General features: G+C 68.9%; 15 protein-coding genes. 7 read left to right on the top strand and 8 right to left on the bottom strand.

Features of this window, described 5'->3' with window-relative positions:
- Positions 1-29: 29 nt before the first annotated feature.
- Positions 30-653, top strand: a complete 624-nt coding sequence (gene rsmD / locus AL3_RS17060; protein WP_066303343.1) for a 16S rRNA (guanine(966)-N(2))-methyltransferase RsmD — start codon at positions 30-32, stop codon at positions 651-653.
- Positions 654-657: 4 nt separating this feature from the next.
- Here the strand turns inward: rsmD and AL3_RS17055 are convergent, their stop codons facing one another.
- Together AL3_RS17055 and AL3_RS17050 are read right to left on the bottom strand one after the other, a co-directional pair.
- Positions 658-1,452 carry a spermidine synthase gene (locus tag AL3_RS17055; RefSeq protein WP_066303341.1) on the bottom strand — a complete coding sequence of 265 codons (795 nt, stop codon included), beginning with the start codon at positions 1,450-1,452 and terminating at the stop codon, positions 658-660.
- Positions 1,452-2,696, bottom strand: a complete 1,245-nt coding sequence (locus AL3_RS17050; protein WP_066303336.1) for an aminotransferase class I/II-fold pyridoxal phosphate-dependent enzyme — start codon at positions 2,694-2,696, stop codon at positions 1,452-1,454. The genes AL3_RS17055 and AL3_RS17050 overlap by 1 nt, the downstream gene beginning before the upstream one ends.
- A gap of 41 nt (positions 2,697-2,737) precedes the next feature.
- On the opposite strand from AL3_RS17050, the gene coaD reads away from it, so the two are divergent.
- Positions 2,738-3,211 (top strand): pantetheine-phosphate adenylyltransferase, encoded by a 474-nt coding sequence (gene coaD / locus AL3_RS17045; RefSeq protein ID WP_066303334.1) that lies wholly within the window; start codon positions 2,738-2,740, stop codon positions 3,209-3,211.
- Positions 3,212-3,241: 30 nt separating this feature from the next.
- On the opposite strand, the gene AL3_RS17040 is transcribed toward coaD, so the two are convergent.
- The gene (locus tag AL3_RS17040; protein WP_066303333.1) at positions 3,242-3,823 is read right to left on the bottom strand and encodes a YdcF family protein; all 582 of its coding nucleotides are present in this window, start codon (positions 3,821-3,823) and stop codon (positions 3,242-3,244) included.
- Positions 3,824-4,048: 225 nt separating this feature from the next.
- Between AL3_RS17040 and AL3_RS18200 the strand changes: the two genes are divergently transcribed.
- From AL3_RS18200 to mutM, 4 genes are all read left to right on the top strand, one after another.
- Positions 4,049-4,615 carry a YceD family protein gene (locus AL3_RS18200; protein ID WP_083521858.1) on the top strand — a complete coding sequence of 189 codons (567 nt, stop codon included), beginning with the start codon at positions 4,049-4,051 and terminating at the stop codon, positions 4,613-4,615.
- A gap of 2 nt (positions 4,616-4,617) precedes the next feature.
- The gene (gene rpmF, locus AL3_RS17030; protein ID WP_055240805.1) at positions 4,618-4,821 is read left to right on the top strand and encodes a 50S ribosomal protein L32; all 204 of its coding nucleotides are present in this window, start codon (positions 4,618-4,620) and stop codon (positions 4,819-4,821) included.
- An 82-nt stretch (positions 4,822-4,903) separates the two neighbouring features.
- On the top strand, positions 4,904-5,611 hold the full coding sequence (rnc, locus tag AL3_RS17025; protein ID WP_066303332.1) for a ribonuclease III: 708 nt from the start codon (positions 4,904-4,906) through the stop codon (positions 5,609-5,611).
- A 12-nt stretch (positions 5,612-5,623) separates the two neighbouring features.
- Positions 5,624-6,589, top strand: coding sequence for a bifunctional DNA-formamidopyrimidine glycosylase/DNA-(apurinic or apyrimidinic site) lyase (gene mutM / locus AL3_RS17020; RefSeq protein ID WP_066303331.1), 966 nt, complete (start codon positions 5,624-5,626; stop codon positions 6,587-6,589).
- A gap of 31 nt (positions 6,590-6,620) precedes the next feature.
- Here mutM and AL3_RS17015 read toward each other — a convergent pair whose 3' ends face one another.
- Genes AL3_RS17015 through AL3_RS16995 form a run of 5 tightly spaced genes read right to left on the bottom strand, consistent with a single transcriptional unit; the run spans position 6,621 to position 12,697 of the window.
- Positions 6,621-7,112, bottom strand: coding sequence for a hypothetical protein (locus tag AL3_RS17015; RefSeq protein WP_066303330.1), 492 nt, complete (start codon positions 7,110-7,112; stop codon positions 6,621-6,623).
- Between the two features lie 50 nt (positions 7,113-7,162).
- Positions 7,163-7,990, bottom strand: a complete 828-nt coding sequence (locus tag AL3_RS17010; protein WP_215727399.1) for a serine hydrolase domain-containing protein — start codon at positions 7,988-7,990, stop codon at positions 7,163-7,165.
- Positions 7,987-9,030 (bottom strand): NAD-dependent epimerase/dehydratase family protein, encoded by a 1,044-nt coding sequence (locus AL3_RS17005; RefSeq protein ID WP_066303326.1) that lies wholly within the window; start codon positions 9,028-9,030, stop codon positions 7,987-7,989. Before AL3_RS17005 ends, AL3_RS17010 begins: the two co-directional genes overlap by 4 nt.
- Positions 9,027-11,678 (bottom strand): alpha/beta fold hydrolase, encoded by a 2,652-nt coding sequence (locus tag AL3_RS17000; protein WP_066303324.1) that lies wholly within the window; start codon positions 11,676-11,678, stop codon positions 9,027-9,029. Before AL3_RS17000 ends, AL3_RS17005 begins: the two co-directional genes overlap by 4 nt.
- Positions 11,672-12,697, bottom strand: coding sequence for a 3-oxoacyl-ACP synthase III (locus AL3_RS16995; RefSeq protein WP_066303356.1), 1,026 nt, complete (start codon positions 12,695-12,697; stop codon positions 11,672-11,674). The genes AL3_RS17000 and AL3_RS16995 overlap by 7 nt, the downstream gene beginning before the upstream one ends.
- A gap of 212 nt (positions 12,698-12,909) precedes the next feature.
- Between AL3_RS16995 and AL3_RS16990 the strand changes: the two genes are divergently transcribed.
- Positions 12,910-15,518, top strand: a 2,609-nt coding sequence (locus AL3_RS16990; protein ID WP_217994782.1) for a chromosome segregation SMC family protein, incomplete at its 3' end; no start/stop codon positions are given.

Below are 15,518 nucleotides of genomic sequence, written 5' to 3'. Positions count from 1 at the left end.
CTGGTCCGCCGGCTGGCTAAAGTGGAGGCATGAGCCGCATTATTGCCGGGACCGCCGGCGGATCCACCCTGTCCAGCGTTCCGGGATCAGGAACCCGGCCCACCACGGACCGGGTCAAGGAAGCGCTCTTCTCCCGGCTGGAATCCTATGAAATCCTCTCCGGCGCCTACGTCCTGGACCTCTTCGCCGGATCCGGCTCCCTCGGCGTCGAAAGCGCCAGCCGCGGAGCTGACCGCGTTGACCTGGTGGAGCTGGCGGAGAAAGCTGCGGGGGTCTGCCGCGCCAACGCCGCACTGGTGAACCGGGTGCTGGGCAAGGAACGCGTGCGGGTGCACCGGGCCAAGGCCGAGACCTACCTGCTCCGGGTGCCCGAGGGCCTGGCCTGGGACCTGGTGTTTATCGACCCGCCGTATGATCTGGACGAAGACGGACTGGCCGGTGTGCTGCAGGCTCTCACCGCGCACCTTGCGCCCGGCGCCGTCGTGGTGGTGGAACGCTCCACCCGCTCACCGGAACCCGTATGGCCGGACGGACTGGAGCGCTTCAGCGAACGCGCCTACGGCGAAACAACCCTCTGGTTCGCCGAGCCGGCGGAGCCGGACGCCGAGCCGGAAGTGCAGCAAAAAACCGAGCAGAACCCAGCCGAAGGCTGACGGTTCAGCGCCCCGAGGAGAAGGCGTCGAGGTCCGCCCCGGTGAGCACCGCGGCCGGATGCGGCCCGGCCGCCAGCAGCGCCGCGGTCCACTCCTGCGGCCAGCGGAACGGGGTTCCGGCCAAGACGATGTTTCCCGGATGGCGGCCGGTGAACATGCCGGCGTCGCCCAGGGCGGCAACGTCGCCGCCGGCAGCGCCGAAAACGTCCTGCATGGCGGCCGCCTGCCGGCGGGCAAAGGCCAGCGGCGGATCATCACCCACGTTGACCAGCAGCACACCGGCGGGGGAGAGCAGCGCGAGCAGCTCGGCGTAATAGTCCGGCGCTGCCAGATGTTCCGGAGCATCGGCGCCGGCGAAAACATCCAGGACGATCACCTCGAAAGACGCCGGCTCGAACCGCTCGAGCTCGGCGCGTGCGTCTCCGATGATGGTCTGCAGCCGGGTCCCTTCGGGCAGCGGCAGGTACGCCAGCACATAGTCCAGGAGCTCGCGTTCCAGTTCGACGGCGGCCTGCTCCGAACCGGGCCGGGTGGCCTGGACATACCGGGCGAGCGTCAGCGCGCCGGCACCCAGATGCAGGGTCCGCAGCGGCTGGCCGGCCGGAGCGGCGAGGTCCACGGCGTTGCCGATCCGGCGGAGATACTCATAGAAGATCTCCTGCGGCTGTGCCAGGTTCACATGCGACTGCTGGGCACCGCCGATGGACAGGATCCAGGCGCCCTCGGTGAACGCGTCTTCGTCCAGCTCGGCGTGGGCGCCGATACCGCGCAGCAGGCGCCGCGGGGGACGGAGGGCCACTAGAGCACCTCCCCAAGGCGCGCGATGCGTTCCGCTGCTTCCTGCAGCACGTCGAACCGTTTGCAGAACGCGAACCGCAGCAGCGTACGGGTCCGTTCAGCTCCTTCCGGGTGGCAGAACATGGCCACCGGAATGGCCGCAACACCCACCAGCTCCGGCAGCCGCCGGGCCAGGTCAGTGGCGTCGGTGACGCCCAAGGGAGCGACGTCGGCATTCACGAAGTAGGTTCCCTGCGGTGTAAAGACGTCCAGCCCGGCGGCCCTCAGCCCGGCAGAGAGCACGTTGCGCTTGGCGCGCAGGGTCCCGGCGGCGTCGGTAAAGAAGGAATCCTCCATCCGCAGGCCCGCGGCAATGGCGGCTTGGAAGGGCGCCCCGGAGCTGTAAGTCAGGAAGCTCTTGACGGTGCGGACGGCGGCCACCAGTTCAGCGGGCCCGCTCAGCCAGCCGATCTTCCAGCCCGTCAGGGAGAACGTTTTGCCTGCCGAGGAAATGGTAAGGGTCCTGTCGGCGGCTCCGGGCAGGGTCGCCACGGGAATATGCCGGGGACCGAACGTCAGGTGCTCATACACCTCATCGGTGACGATCACGGCGTCGTGCCGGATAGCCAGGTCCACGATCCGCTGCAGGACCGAAGCCGGGAACACCGCACCGGTGGGGTTGTGCGGGTTGTTCACCAGGACCACGCGGGTACGGTCGGTGAACGCCGCTTCCAGGGCCTCCAGGTCCGGCTGGAAGTCCGGCGCCAGCAGGGGAGCAGTGGTGTGGGTAGCGCCGCTCAGGCCGATAACGGCGCCATAGGAGTCGTAGAACGGTTCAAACGTCAGCACCTCATCGCCGGGGCCGGTCAGCGCCAGCAACGCCGAGGCGATGGCTTCGGTGGCGCCCGTGGTCACAATGATCTCGGTCGCCGGGTCCAGCTTCAGCCCGTAGAAGCGTTCCTGATGCTCGGCGACAGCCTCCCGCAGCACGGGAAGCCCCTGTCCCGGGGCGTACTGGTTGGCGCCGGCCAGGATGGCCTTGCGGGCGGCGTTGCGGATCTCCGCCGGACCGTCCTCATCCGGAAAGCCCTGGCCCAGGTTGATCGCTTCGTGCCTGCCGGCCAGCACGGTGATCTCCTCGAAGATCGTCACCCCAAGGTTCCCGTCCGCGCCGAGCAGATTGGCGCCGGCAGCTGTCCGCTGCCAGGGGGCCGGGGCTCCGTCCCTGGAGTCACGGAGGGTTTGTACACGGGGTGTTGAAGTCATGCCTTCAAGTATTACCCGCACCGAGCCGGTAGATTCGACTTATGCGACGCGCAGTATGCCCCGGTTCCTTTGACCCGATCCACAATGGCCACCTGGAAGTGATTGCCCGGGCGGCGAACCTCTTCGACGAAGTGATCGTGGCTGTTTCCACGAACTACGCCAAGAAGTACCGGTTTTCCGAAGACGAGCGGCTGGAGATCGCAGCCGAAACGCTCGGCTCCCTGGCGGGGGTGTCGGTGCTGCCCATGGGGCACGGGCTGCTGGCGGATTTCTGCCGCGAGCATGGGGCCAATGCGATTGTGAAGGGTCTGCGCTCGGTGCAGGACTACCAGTACGAACTTCCGATGGCGGTGATGAACCGGCACCTCACCGGCGTCGAAACCGTGTTCCTCGCGGCCGATAACTCCTACACGCACCTGTCCTCGAGCCTGATCAAGGAAGTTGCCGCACTGGGCGGGGACATCACCGAATTCGTGCCGAGCGCCGTCCTGAAGCGGATGGACGCGCTGCGCTAGCTGGTCTCAGCTGTTCACCTACGTTCCAGATCAAACAGCGGTGCCGCACGCCGGGCGCAGGAAGGCTGCCAGCAGGCCGCCGGTCTCCTCCACAAAGCGTCCGGCCCAGCGCCAGGGGCTCATTGAAGGTTCCGATGCGACCATGATGGTGTGGGCGGTGGAGCACTGGCTGATATTGGCCTCGGCCCGCACCACGTGGTACTTGGAGGTCACCACGATGATCTCGTCCCAGCCGTTATCCGCTGCCAGCCGGGCTATCGAGCGGGCCTCGGCGCGGGTTGAGAGCGGAGCGGGCGTGAAGCACTCGATCGCCGGGTTGGTGGTGTATTCACAGACAAAGTCCGTGTTCGCGTTGCCGGGTGTATCGGTGGTGGAGAGCACAAGGACGGGAGCGTACCCGTCCCGCAGCAGCTGCTGCCCGACCGGGAGCCGCTCAGCGGCGGCTCCGGCCAGCACCACGATCGCGTCCGCGCTGGCGGGTTCCTTGGCCGTCTGGGGGTACAGGAAGAGGTTGGCGCTCACCAGCAGCCACACCAGCAGGGTGCACAGGACCGCCGCCCCGATCCGGGCAAGCACGCGCCGGGCTGCGGCGGGGAGGAGAACAATTGACACACCGCAAGCGTAGGTGAGAGCCGCCCGTGCGCCGGAATCCGCCGTCGGGCCCTGGTGCGGCTAAACTGGTTGAGCAGCCGGTAAGGCAGGCGCCGGGTCCGCCCGAAGCGCCCACCGGCGGGCCGGTTTGAGAGATTCCGTCCGGTCAGGCTAAGATGATATGTCGGTCTATGTTCTACAGGAGTTCTCATTAGCGTTTCATCGCGGTCACATCCGAGTTCCCCCTTGGCAGTCAATGTCAAGGATCTCGGGCGCAGCCCGGGAACCATGCGGACAATGCATGAGCATCTGCCGGCACCGAAAGACTTCGGTGTTGCGCTGATCGGCGTACCCGTTGGATCGGACATTGAGCTCGATCTGCGGTTTGAGGCCGTGCACGAAGGGATTTTGGTATCCGGAACCGCGGTTGTCCCAGTACGGGGCGAATGCGGACGGTGCCTGACGCCCATCGCGTACGACCAGGACGTCGATGTGCAGGAACTCTTCTACTACGAGGACACTGAGTCCTTCGAAGAAGAAGAGGAAGAAGAGCAACGCCGGATCGAGCGAGATGTCATCGATCTTGAACCGGTTTTGCGGGACGCAGTGGTCACCACCCTGCCGTTCCAGCCGGTGTGCCGGGAAGACTGCGAAGGTCTTTGCCCCGATTGCGGGGTGCGCCTTGAGGAGGATCCGGGTCACCACCATGAAGTCGTGGATCCTCGCTGGGCAGCCCTCGCCGGGTTGACTGGCACCGCCGCTGACAACGAAGCGGCAAAAAGTACAGAGTCAGACGAGAGAGAAGAGAGTTAGTCGTGGCTGTTCCCAAGCGGAAAATGTCCCGCTCGAATACGCGTGCACGCCGGTCCCAGTGGAAGGCAACTGCGCCCAACCTGGTGAAGACCGTTGAGAACGGCCGCGTAACCTACAGCCTGCCCCATCAGGCCAAGGTCGTAACCGACTCCGCAGGCACTGCGCTGTTCCTTGAATACAAGGGCCGCAAGGTAGCGGACGTCTAAGACCAGTGTTTACCCCTTTGCCGTCTGTCCTCTGAGGACAGCCGATGAAGGGGCACACTGCTTTTCGGGGCGATCTCAGCACGTGAAGAATACTGAAGAGCTTCTGAAGCGTCTCGGCGTCGATATCGATGCCGGGACGCTTCGTCTTGCGCTCACACACAGGTCCTACGCCTACGAACACGGCGGCATCCCGACCAACGAACGCCTCGAGTTCCTTGGGGATTCGATCCTCGGGTTCTCCGTCACCGACGCGCTCTACCGGGACAACCCCGACCTTTCCGAGGGCGAGCTGGCCAAGCGCCGTTCCGCCGTCGTGAGTACCAAAGCCCTTGCCTCGGTGGCCCGCCAGCTGCAGCTGGGCGACTTCATCCTGCTGGGGCAGGGTGAGAAGCTGACCAACGGCAAGGACAAATCCTCCATCCTGGCCGACACCACCGAAGCCCTGATCGGCGCGGTGTACCTCTGTCACGGGATTGAGACGGCCCGCGCCATGGTGATGCGCCTGATTGGGCCCCTGCTGCATGACGCGGACGCCCTGGGCGCCGGGACCGACTGGAAAACCAGCATCCAGGAAATCGCTGCCGCCCGGAAACTCGGCGACATCGAATACCGGGTGACCGGCACCGGTCCGGACCATTCCCGCAGCTTCGTGGCAGTCCTCCACATCGGCGGCCAGGCTTACGGCACCGGCAACGGCCGCTCCAAGAAGGACGCCGAGCAGGAAGCCGCTGCCGACACCTGCCGCCGGCTGAACGATACCGGCATGCGTCCGGTCACTCCCACTGCCTAGCCGCCCCGCCCCATGCCCGAACTCCCCGAAGTCGAGGTTGTACGCCGCGGCCTGGCCCGGTGGGTCCGCGGACGGAGCATTGAAGCGGCTGAAGTCCTGGACCCGCGCTCCGTCCGGCGGCATGCTCCGGGACCGGACGACCTCCGTGGGAACCTGGAAGGCGCCCGCGTGCTGGACGTTGTCCGGCGCGGTAAGTTCCTCTGGATGCCGCTGGTTGAGACCGGCGATGAATCCGGCGCGGCGCCTCCCTTCGCCCTGATGGCGCATCTGGGCATGAGCGGGCAGCTCCTGATGGAGGATCCCGCTCTGCCGGATGAGAAGCACCTCAAGATCCGGCTGACCCTGAGCCCTGCTTCGGACGACGACGGAATCCCGATGCCCGCGGAACTGAGGTTTGTGGACCAGCGGATTTTCGGCGGGATGTTCCTCGCCGATCTGCTGCCGACTCCGGACGGTGCGCCGGGCGGGCTTTCCGAAACCGGAATGGCGCTGCTCCCGTCAGAAGCCGCCCACATCGCCCGGGATCCGCTGGACCCGTTCTTCTCCTTCGACGAGTTCTACCGCAGGCTGCGTTCCCGCCGCACCGGCGTCAAACGGGCGCTGCTGGACCAGGGACTGATTTCCGGCGTAGGCAACATCTACGCCGATGAAGCGCTGTGGAGCGCGAAAATCCACTTCGCCCGGCCCACGGATACCATGCGCCGTGCCGATGTTCTGCGCCTGGTGGACGCTGCCCGGGACGTCATGACCCGTGCACTGGCCGCAGGCGGCACCAGCTTCGATTCGCTCTACGTCAACGTCAACGGAGCATCGGGGTACTTTGCCCGGTCACTGAACGCCTACGGCCGGGAAGGTGAACCCTGCCTGCGCTGCGCTGAAGCCGGCCGCACCACGCTCATCCGCCGGGATTCCTTCATGAACCGGTCCTCCTACAGCTGCCCGGTCTGCCAGCCCCGGCCCCGCAACGGACGCTGGTAACCCGCCTGACGCCTGACACCGGGCGGCGTGCTCAGCGCAGGACCTCGATGAGGACCACCCAGGCGAAGGCCGCCCCCGCGATCACGCCGAGGACCGCCCCGGCCCCCAGCCAGGCCAGCCCGGCGCCGTCGCCCGCCAGGAGCAGGACCGCGCCCGCCGCATAGGCGGCAACCGGAGCCAGGAGCAGCAGGACTTTGGGGAACCGCGTTCCGCGGGGAGCGCCCGGGCTGCGGTACACCGAGCGGACTGCCCGGACCACCACAACGGCCAGGATGGCGGTGCCAGCCGCTGTCTCGGCGCCGTAGGCCCAGAGCGGCTGGCCAGGCATCAGCCCGAGGGCACACACCACCAGCGCCAGCGTGAGCGTGGCGACGGCCGCTGCGGCACGGGAGGGCAGCGGTTCCGCGGCGAGGATATCCTTGATGTTCACCGACATTGCCACGATGAGCAGCCCCACCAGCGCCGCGGTGCCGCCCAGCATGGCGACGTTGAACTCACTCCAGGCTTCCAGCGGGGCTTCCATGCGAGCACACTGTAGCGTGCGCCGCCGGTGTTCTCAGCAGTGCCGGGGCGTTAGTTCCGGCGCAGCTCCGCAACCAGCGCGTCGTTGAAGACCGGCCAGGCTTCCGCCGCCCAGGGACCGAAATCCCGGTCCGTCAGGACGACGGCGGCTGCCTGCAGATCGGGATCCACCCACAGGAACGTCCCCGACTGCCCGAAGTGCCCGAACGTGCGCGGCGAATTGGTGCTGCCGGTCCAGTGCGGGGACTTGCTGCCCCGGATTTCGAAGCCCAGCCCCCAGTCGTTCTCCTTCTGCCGGCCGAAGCCGGGCAGGATGCCGGCGAGCCCCGGATAAGCGACGGTGGTTGCTGCGGCCAGCGACCCGGGCGAAATCAGCCGGGGCGCCTGCAGCTCCGCGGCGAACCGGATCAGGTCCTCCGCGGTGGAAACGGCACCGGCAGCGGGGGAACCGTCCAGCGTGGTGTCCGCCATGCCCAGGGGCGCCAGGACAGCTTCGCGGAGATAGTCAGCGAACGCTATCCCGGTGGCCTCCTCCAGTGCCTCGGCCAGGACTTCGAAGCCGGCGTTGGAGTACAGCCGCCGCGTACCGGGTTCATACCGGACGGTGCGGTCGCCAAAGTCGTAACCGCCGGTATGGGCCAGCAGATGGGAAACCGTGGAGCCGGGCGGGCCGGCGGGATCATCCAGGGCCACCGCTTCCTCTTCGAGCGCGACCTGGAAGGCATAGGCCGTGAGCAGCTTGGTCACCGACGCGAGCGGAAAGCGCCGGCGCTGCCCGCCGTCGGCTCCCAGCACGGTGCCGTCCGCGGCGATGACCGCCGCCGCCGCGTTTTCCGCAGGCCAGTCCCGGATCAGTGCCGTGCTTTTCATCTCAGTCATCCTTTGGTGCCTGCCGTCTCGGGGTGTCCGGCTGTGCCGCCGTAGTGTCCGGCTGTGCCGCCGTAGTGGGCGGCCAGGCGGCGCATTCCCTCGTCGATGGAGACCTCGGGAGTCCAGTCCAGCACCTCGCGGGTGCGCCGCTGGTCGAACCAGTGGGAGGTGGAGAGCTGCTCAGCCAGGAACCGGGTCATCGGCGGCTCATCGTGGACCAGGCCGCGTGCGCCGGCCGCCAGCCAGGCCTTCTCGATGATGCTTCCGGCTCCGCGCGCCAGCCAGCCGGGGACACTGAAGCCGGGTGCCTGGACGCCGCCGGCGGCACAGATGCCGGACATCAGCTCACCGACGGTACGGGGCTGGCCGTTCGTGACCACCAGCGCCTGGCCGTGGGCGTGCTCCATCCGTTCCAGTCCGCGGACGATCGCCGCAGCAGCGTTGTCCACGTAGGTGGTGTCGATGAGGGCCGCTCCGCCGTCAAGCAGCGGCAGCCGGCCGGAGCGCGCCCGGTCGATCACGCGTTCCACCAGCTGGGTATCGCCGGGACCCCAGACGACGTGCGGGCGGATCGCCGTGACCCGGAAGTCCGGGGAATCGGCGGCGAGGGCCAGCAGCTCCGCCGCGGCCTTGGACCGGGCATAGTTGCCGCGGGCCTGGTCCGGATCGGCCTGCCCGGCGCCGGCTCCGGCAATCGGTTCGCCGAAGTGCGCTACGGACGGAGAAGAAACGAAGACTAAATCCCGGACCCCGGCGGCGCGCGCGGCGGAGAGGATATTGCGGGTCCCCTCGATGTTGGTTGCCTCGAACTCGGACCACGCACCGGTGAAGGAAACTTTGGCCGCCAGATGCACGACGGCGTCCATACCCTCCACTGCCCGTGCCACGGCGGCCGGGTCGGTCACGGAGCCGGCCACCGATTCCAGTCCGGAGCCGGCTGCCGGCCGGCGCTGGAAGGTGCGGACCTGGTGCCCGCGTTCGGCCAGCAGCTCTGCCACGGCGCCGCCGAGCAGGCCGCTGGCACCGGTGACGAGGATCCGCCGGCTCATCGGCGGGCTCCCGGCGCGCTGATCCGGCCGCCGGCCAGGACCTGCGCAGCCCAGGTACCCAGGGCTGCGCGGTCGATCTTGGAATTGTGCCGGATGTCGGTGGGCATCTGCGGCAGCACCAGCACCGCCGCGAGTTCCAGCCCGCAGGCCGCGGCGACGGCGTCCCGGACGGCGGCTGCCGTCTCCGGGTCAGCCGGCCCTGCCCGCCTGGTGCCTCCTGCGGGTTCGATGACTGCTACCGGTACCTGTGTTCCGGCGGGGCCGACGCCGACCAGCGCGGCCAGCCGTACAGCGGGCACGCTCTCGGCAGCCTGCTCCGCGGCGACCGGTGTGACCGGCCCGGCGGGTGTGGTGAGGACGTGGCCCAGCCGGCCCTCGACCCAGAGGCGGCCGTCGGCGTCGAAATGCCCAACGTCTCCGGTCCGGTGCCAGCCGGGCACTGAGGAACTGTGCTCTTCGGTGATCCAGAGCCGGTCATACCGGTCCTTCACATGCGGGGCGCTGACCAGGATTTCTCCGGTAACGCCCGGGGCGTCGGAGAGCCCGGTTCCGGCGGAGCCGTCCGCGGCGAGCGGTGCGATGGCCACCCGTGCCCCGGCGACGGCGGTCCCGACGCAGACACCGTTGCCGGTGCCGGCCTTGCGGATCTGCTCCAGGCTGATGTCGGTGACCGGGAGGGCTTCGGTCATGCCGTAGGGGGTGTGCAGGGCTGCCTGCGGCACCAGCAGCTGAACCCGGCTCAGCAGCGCTTCAGGGATGGGCGCCCCGGCGGAGAGCAGCAGGTCCACGCCGGCGAGGGCGGCCCGCTGCGCGGCGCTGAGGTCCTCCGCCGTCGCCAGCACGTTGGCCAGGGCGGCCGGTGAGGCGAAAACGGTGGTGGCGCCGACGGCGGCCGCTGCGTCCGCCAGCGCGCGGGCGCTCAGGGTGCGCGGCGCCGTGACGTCCATGTCCGGGGTCACCGAGGTGGCGCCGAGTGCCGGTCCCAGCAGCGCGAACGGTGCGAACCCGGCCACCAGCGCGGAACCGGCCCGCAGGTCATAGGTCGCCTTCAGGGTGTCCCGCATCGCAGCGAGCCGGCGGTGCGTGTAGACGGCGCCCTTCGCCGGTCCGGTGGAACCGGAGGTGAAGAGGACGGCGGCGTCGGCATCGGGGTCCGTGCGGTAGTCCGGAACAGGTTTGCCGGTGCCAGCCTCGACCAGCTCGGAAACCGTGTGCTCCACGCCCAGCAGCCTGCGCCGGAGGGGTGCCGCTTCGCCGGCGAGGATGCGCTGTCCGGGCCAGCCGAACAGCCTGGCCCCGGTGATGGCCCGTTCAATTCCGACGATGAACTGCGGGCCGGCACCCTTGATGGCCCGGCTCAGCCCGGCGGTCCCGAGGCCGGCGTCGGCCACCACCACCACGGCGCCTACCCGCAGGCAGGCATAAATCAGCGAGGTCAGCTCGATGCCCGGAGGCACCAGCAGGTTCACCCGGTTCCCCGGGCGGACGCCGATCCCGGTGAGCCCTGCGGCGAGGGCGTCCACCCGGGCGGCGAGCTGCTTCCAGGACAGGGTTGTTGGAACGGCTGCCGTGCCGCCCGTGGCCGGAGCCATGTCCACGACGGCGGGGGAGTCATCACCGGAACGCTCATCCAGTTCCGCAAGCATGGGCCGGAAGGGGGCCTGCCCGGCACCGGTTGCCGCGGAGGATTCCGCAGTGACTCCTGCCGCCGGGCTGGGGGCGCTGACCTTTTGCTCCAGCCAGCTGAACACCGGAGCGGCAAGGTCCCGGTCTTCGGGCAGCAGGTGGCCTGCGCCTTCGAACCGGTGGACGTCCGCGTGCGGCAGCCGGGTGATCAGGTCCCGCAGGTAACGGTCGGAGAAGACCGGGTCCTTGGGGCCCCAGAGCGCCAGGACCGGGACCTTCAGCCCGCGGATTCCTTCTGCGACGCGGGTCAGGGCCCGGTAGCTGGGATGGGTCTCGTCCGCGGGAATGTCCGCAACGAAGTTCCCGACGCCGCTGCGCCGCGCGGTTCCGCGGTACGGTGCGGCGAAGGCGCGGCGGACCTCCGGAGCCAGCGCCGGCTGGGCCAGGGCATGCGTGACCCGGAGAAAGGCATCGGTGCTGACGGTGCCCCAGCCATGCACTGCGGGATGGAGCGCGAGCCGGAGGGCCGGCGGGAGCGAGAAGCCGGCGGGGTGTACAGCGGTGTTGGTCAGGACCACGCCCGCCAGGTTCCGGCGGTGCTGCAGTGCCCAGCCCAGGGAGATGATGCCGCCCCAGTCGTGGCCTGCCGTGACCACCGGGCCGTCCAGTTCCAGTGCCGCGGTGAGGTCGGACAGATCGCTGATCCGGTCGGCGAGCCGCCGGAACGTGCCGGTGCGGGCCGAGTAGCCCATGTCCAGCTGGTCAACGGCGATGACCCGCCAGGGACGTTCGGAGGTGCTGCCGGCAGCGGCCAGCGTCCGCCAGAGGTAGGACCAGGTGGGATTGCCGTGCACGCAGAGCAGGGTGCCGGCAGGCTCAACGCCCCGGGACCTGAGGTCCGGGGCGTTGTCCAGGACGTGCCACTTGTGCTGGGTTCCGGGACGGTCGACGGCGGCGGTGGAGGGAACCTGGACATAGCGGGACCAGGCGGCCGGAACACCGGGCCAGAGTTCAGCTACCACGCGATTTCCATCATGGTGGTGTTCAGGCCCGAACCAACGCCCATACACAGGACACGGTCCCCGGGGGCCAGGGTCCTGGCTTCCTGCGCCAGGGTCATGGGCAGGGAGGCCGGCCCCACGTTGCCCCACCGCGGGAAGGTGATCGGCACCCGCTCCCGGTCCAGGTCCACTGCCTTGATGATCGCGTTCGTGTAGGAATTGGAGACCTGGTGGGTGACGTACCGGTCCATGCCCTGCCAGTCCCAACCGTTCGCCTGGGCTTCGTGCCAGGCGGTGACCACGAGCTCCAGTCCGCCGTCGAGCAGACCCTTGGTGTCGGTGTACATACCGCCTTCGCCGCCGACGCACAGTTCGTGGTGCTCGGTTCCGGCCCGGGACACCCCGCCCAGGATCCGGTGTGAACCGGGATGGTCCGCGGCGCGGCCGATCACGGCGGCTGCGGCGCCGCTGCCCAGGGTCAGGGTGGCGAATTCCCGCAGGTAGTCCTGCCGGGTGGAGTCCTCCCGGTTCAGCCGCCCGAACGTTGCTTCCTGGACGCCCTGGGAATCTTCTCCGGCAACGATCAGTGCGTAGTCAATCTGCCCGGACTCGATCATGTTGGAGGCCATGGTGATGCCATTCACAAATCCCAGGCAGGCATTGGCCAGATCGAAGTTGAGGGCGGAGGAGGGGAGGCCGAGGTGATGGTGGATCTTGACGGCGACGGACGGCTCCAGGTTCTTGCGCGTCACGGAGGTGTTGATCAGCAGCCCGATCTGCGCCGGCTCCACCCCTGCCTCGGCCATGGCCTTGGCACCGGCTTCGATGGCGCCGTCTTCGAAGGTGGTGCCCGGAGCCCACCATCGGCGCTCGCTGACCCCTGCCACCCGCTCCAGCAGGCCCTTGGACAGGCGCAGCCGTTTCAGGGAGGGAGAGAGCCGCTCATCGAATTCCGGTGAGCTGACAACGACGGGCGCCTCTACGCTCTTCACGCTCAGGAGTGCGGTGTTGGTGTGGTGGAAGTTGAAGTTCCCGCTCAAAATGCCTGCCTTGTCTGCTGCCAAAAGATCGCGGTCCGGGCCTGGTTGTAACCCGAAACGGCGCCGCCGAACCATATGATTCTTCTAGAAGCCTACTTTCCTGCCGGGCCTGGAAAGCGCGAAAGCCCGGATTACGCTCTGCGAGTACTGCGGTTAAGTGTGGGGGAAGTGGTGGCTTTAGGGAATCTTCCACAAACGAGAGACAGAGGCCAGTGCACTTAAAAACACTGACGATGCGGGGCTTCAAATCCTTTGCATCGGCCACCACCTTTGAGTTCGAGCCGGGGGTGACCGCTGTTGTCGGTCCGAACGGCTCGGGCAAATCCAACGTGGTGGACGCCCTGGCCTGGGTGATGGGGGAGCAGGGTGCGAAGACCCTGCGCGGCGGCAAGATGGAGGACGTCATCTTTGCCGGCACGTCGGGGCGCCCGCCGCTGGGGCGTGCGCAGGTTTCCCTGACCATCGATAACTCCGACGGCGCCCTGCCCATCGAGTACTCCGAAGTCACCATCTCCCGCACCCTCTTCCGGGCCGGCGGTTCCGAATACGCCATCAACGGAGCGGCGTGCCGCCTGCTGGACATCCAGGAGCTGCTCTCCGACTCCGGCCTGGGCCGGGAAATGCACGTGATCGTCGGGCAGGGCCAGCTGGACAAGGTGCTGCACGCCTCGGCGGAGGACCGCCGCGGCTTTATCGAAGAGGCCGCCGGGATCCTCAAACACCGCCGGCGCCGCGAAAAGACCGTCCGCAAGCTGGATGCCATGCAGGCCAACCTGGCCCGGCTGACCGACCTGACCGCGGAACTGCGCCGGCAGCTGGGGCCGCTGGGCAAGCAGGCCGCCGTCGCCCGGCGGGCCCGGCAGGTCCAGCTGGACGTGCGGGATGCCCGCGCCCGCCTGCTGGCCGATGACCTGGTGACCCTGTCCACCGCCGTCGAGCGGGACACTGCCGCCGAAGCAGCGCTGAAGGAACGGCGCCGGGAGGTGGAGCAGGCCGTCCAGGTTCAGGGGGCACGGCTGGCCGAACTGGAACGGCTGGCGGCAGTGGCCACTCCCCGTGTGAACGCCGCACGGGACGCCTGGTACCTGCTTTCTTCCGCCCGGGAAAGGCTGAACTCGCTGCAGGCACTCGCCCAGGAACGCCAGCGCCTGCTGGGCTCCAGTGACGCGGCCCCGGACCCCGGACGCGACCCGGAGAAACTGCAGGCACAGGCGGAACGGATCCGCGCCGAAGCCGCGGATCTGGAGGCCGAGGCCGAAGAGCGGGAGGGCGCGCTCGAGGACGCCGTGGAAATCCGGTCTGCAGCGGAGGAGGAAGCTGCGGCCGAAGAACGCCGTCTGGCCTCCCTCCTGCGCGCCGCCGCGGACCGGAGGGAGGGACTGGCACGCCTCGCCGGTTCCGTGGCTGCCGCCCGTTCCCGGGTGGAAGCAGCAGAAGCGGAGCTGGGCCGGCTGCGGGCCTCCATCAGCCAGGGGGAGGAGCGCCGCCGGAGCGCGGAAGCGGAATTCACCGCCCTGGAAAACCAGGCAGCCGGCGCCGAAGCCGGTGAAGAGGGCCTGGACGCCCGCTATGAAGAAGCCGTTGCCCGGCTCGAAGCAGCGGAGGAACGGCTGGCGGACCTGCAGGGCCAGGAACGTGAAGCCGTCCGCGGCAGGGAAACGCTGACCGCCCGGCGGGATGCGCTGGCCGTGGGACTGGACCGCAGAGACGGGTCCCAGGCGCTGCTGGAAGCCGGGATCGACGGGGTCCTGGCGCCCCTGGCCGATCTGCTGAGTGTGCGTCCCGGTTATGAACGGGCGGTCAGCGCCGCTCTGGGCCCGGCCGCGGAGGCCCTGGCGGTCCGGGGCACCGAACCCGCGCTCGCCGCACTCACCCTGCTCAGGGAATCCGGAGCCGGCCAGGTTTCGCTGGTCTTCGCCGGAACGGCCGCGCCTGCCGGCCTTGACGACGCCGGCTTGGACGACGCTGGCCTGGACAACTCCGGCCCGGGCTCGTCAGAGCCGGGGACTGAACCGGCAGCGGACCTGCCGGAGCTGCCTGCCGGCTGCGTCCGTGCCGTGGACGTGGTTGAGGCCGCCTCCGGGACGGGGGCCGCCCTGCGCGCCCTGCTGCGCGGCGTCGTCGTGGTTCCCTCGCTGGCGGACGCCGCTGCCTTGCTGGCGGACGCGCCCGGAGCTACCGCTGTGACCACCGGCGGCGACCTGCTTTCTGCCTTCAGCGCCAGGGGAGGGTCAACCAGTGCTCCCGGACTGATCGAGATCCAGGCCGCCGTGGAGGAAACGGAGGCGAAGCTGGCCGAAGCAACGGCCCGTGCCGAGGCAGCCCGGTTCGCGATCGCCGGTGCCGACGGTGAACGGAAGGCGGCGCAGGAACTGGTGAATGCCGCGCTCGCGGAACTGCATGACTCCGATGCCCGGCTGGCGGCCGTGGGGGAACGGCTGGGTTCATTGGGATCCCTGCTGCGCTCAGCGGCCGGGGAAGCGGAGCGGCTCTCCCACCTGGCAGAAGCCGCCGAGGCGAATCTGGCCCGCGAACAGGAACAGCTGGCTGCGGTGACGGAACGGCTCGCCGCGGCACAGGAGAGCCCTGACGACGCCGGGGAGCCCTCGACCGACCGGCGGGACGCCCTGGCGCTCGCAGCCGCCCAGGCCCGGCAGGCAGAGATGGACGCCCGTTTGTCCCTCCGCTCGGCCCAGGAGCGGCTGAAGGCCGTCGCAGGACGGGCGGAGTCCCTGGAGCGGGCGGCGGAGGCCGAACGCCGGGCCCGGGCCGCCGCAGCCGTCCGCGCCCGGGCACGGGCTGCGCAGGCGGCGCGTGCGGC

Origin of the sequence: Arthrobacter luteolus NBRC 107841 (genome assembly GCF_001552075.1) — a bacterium.
Lineage (GTDB): Bacteria > Actinomycetota > Actinomycetes > Actinomycetales > Micrococcaceae > Arthrobacter_B > Arthrobacter_B luteolus.
This window is presented reverse-complemented; position numbering and strand designations above follow the sequence as displayed.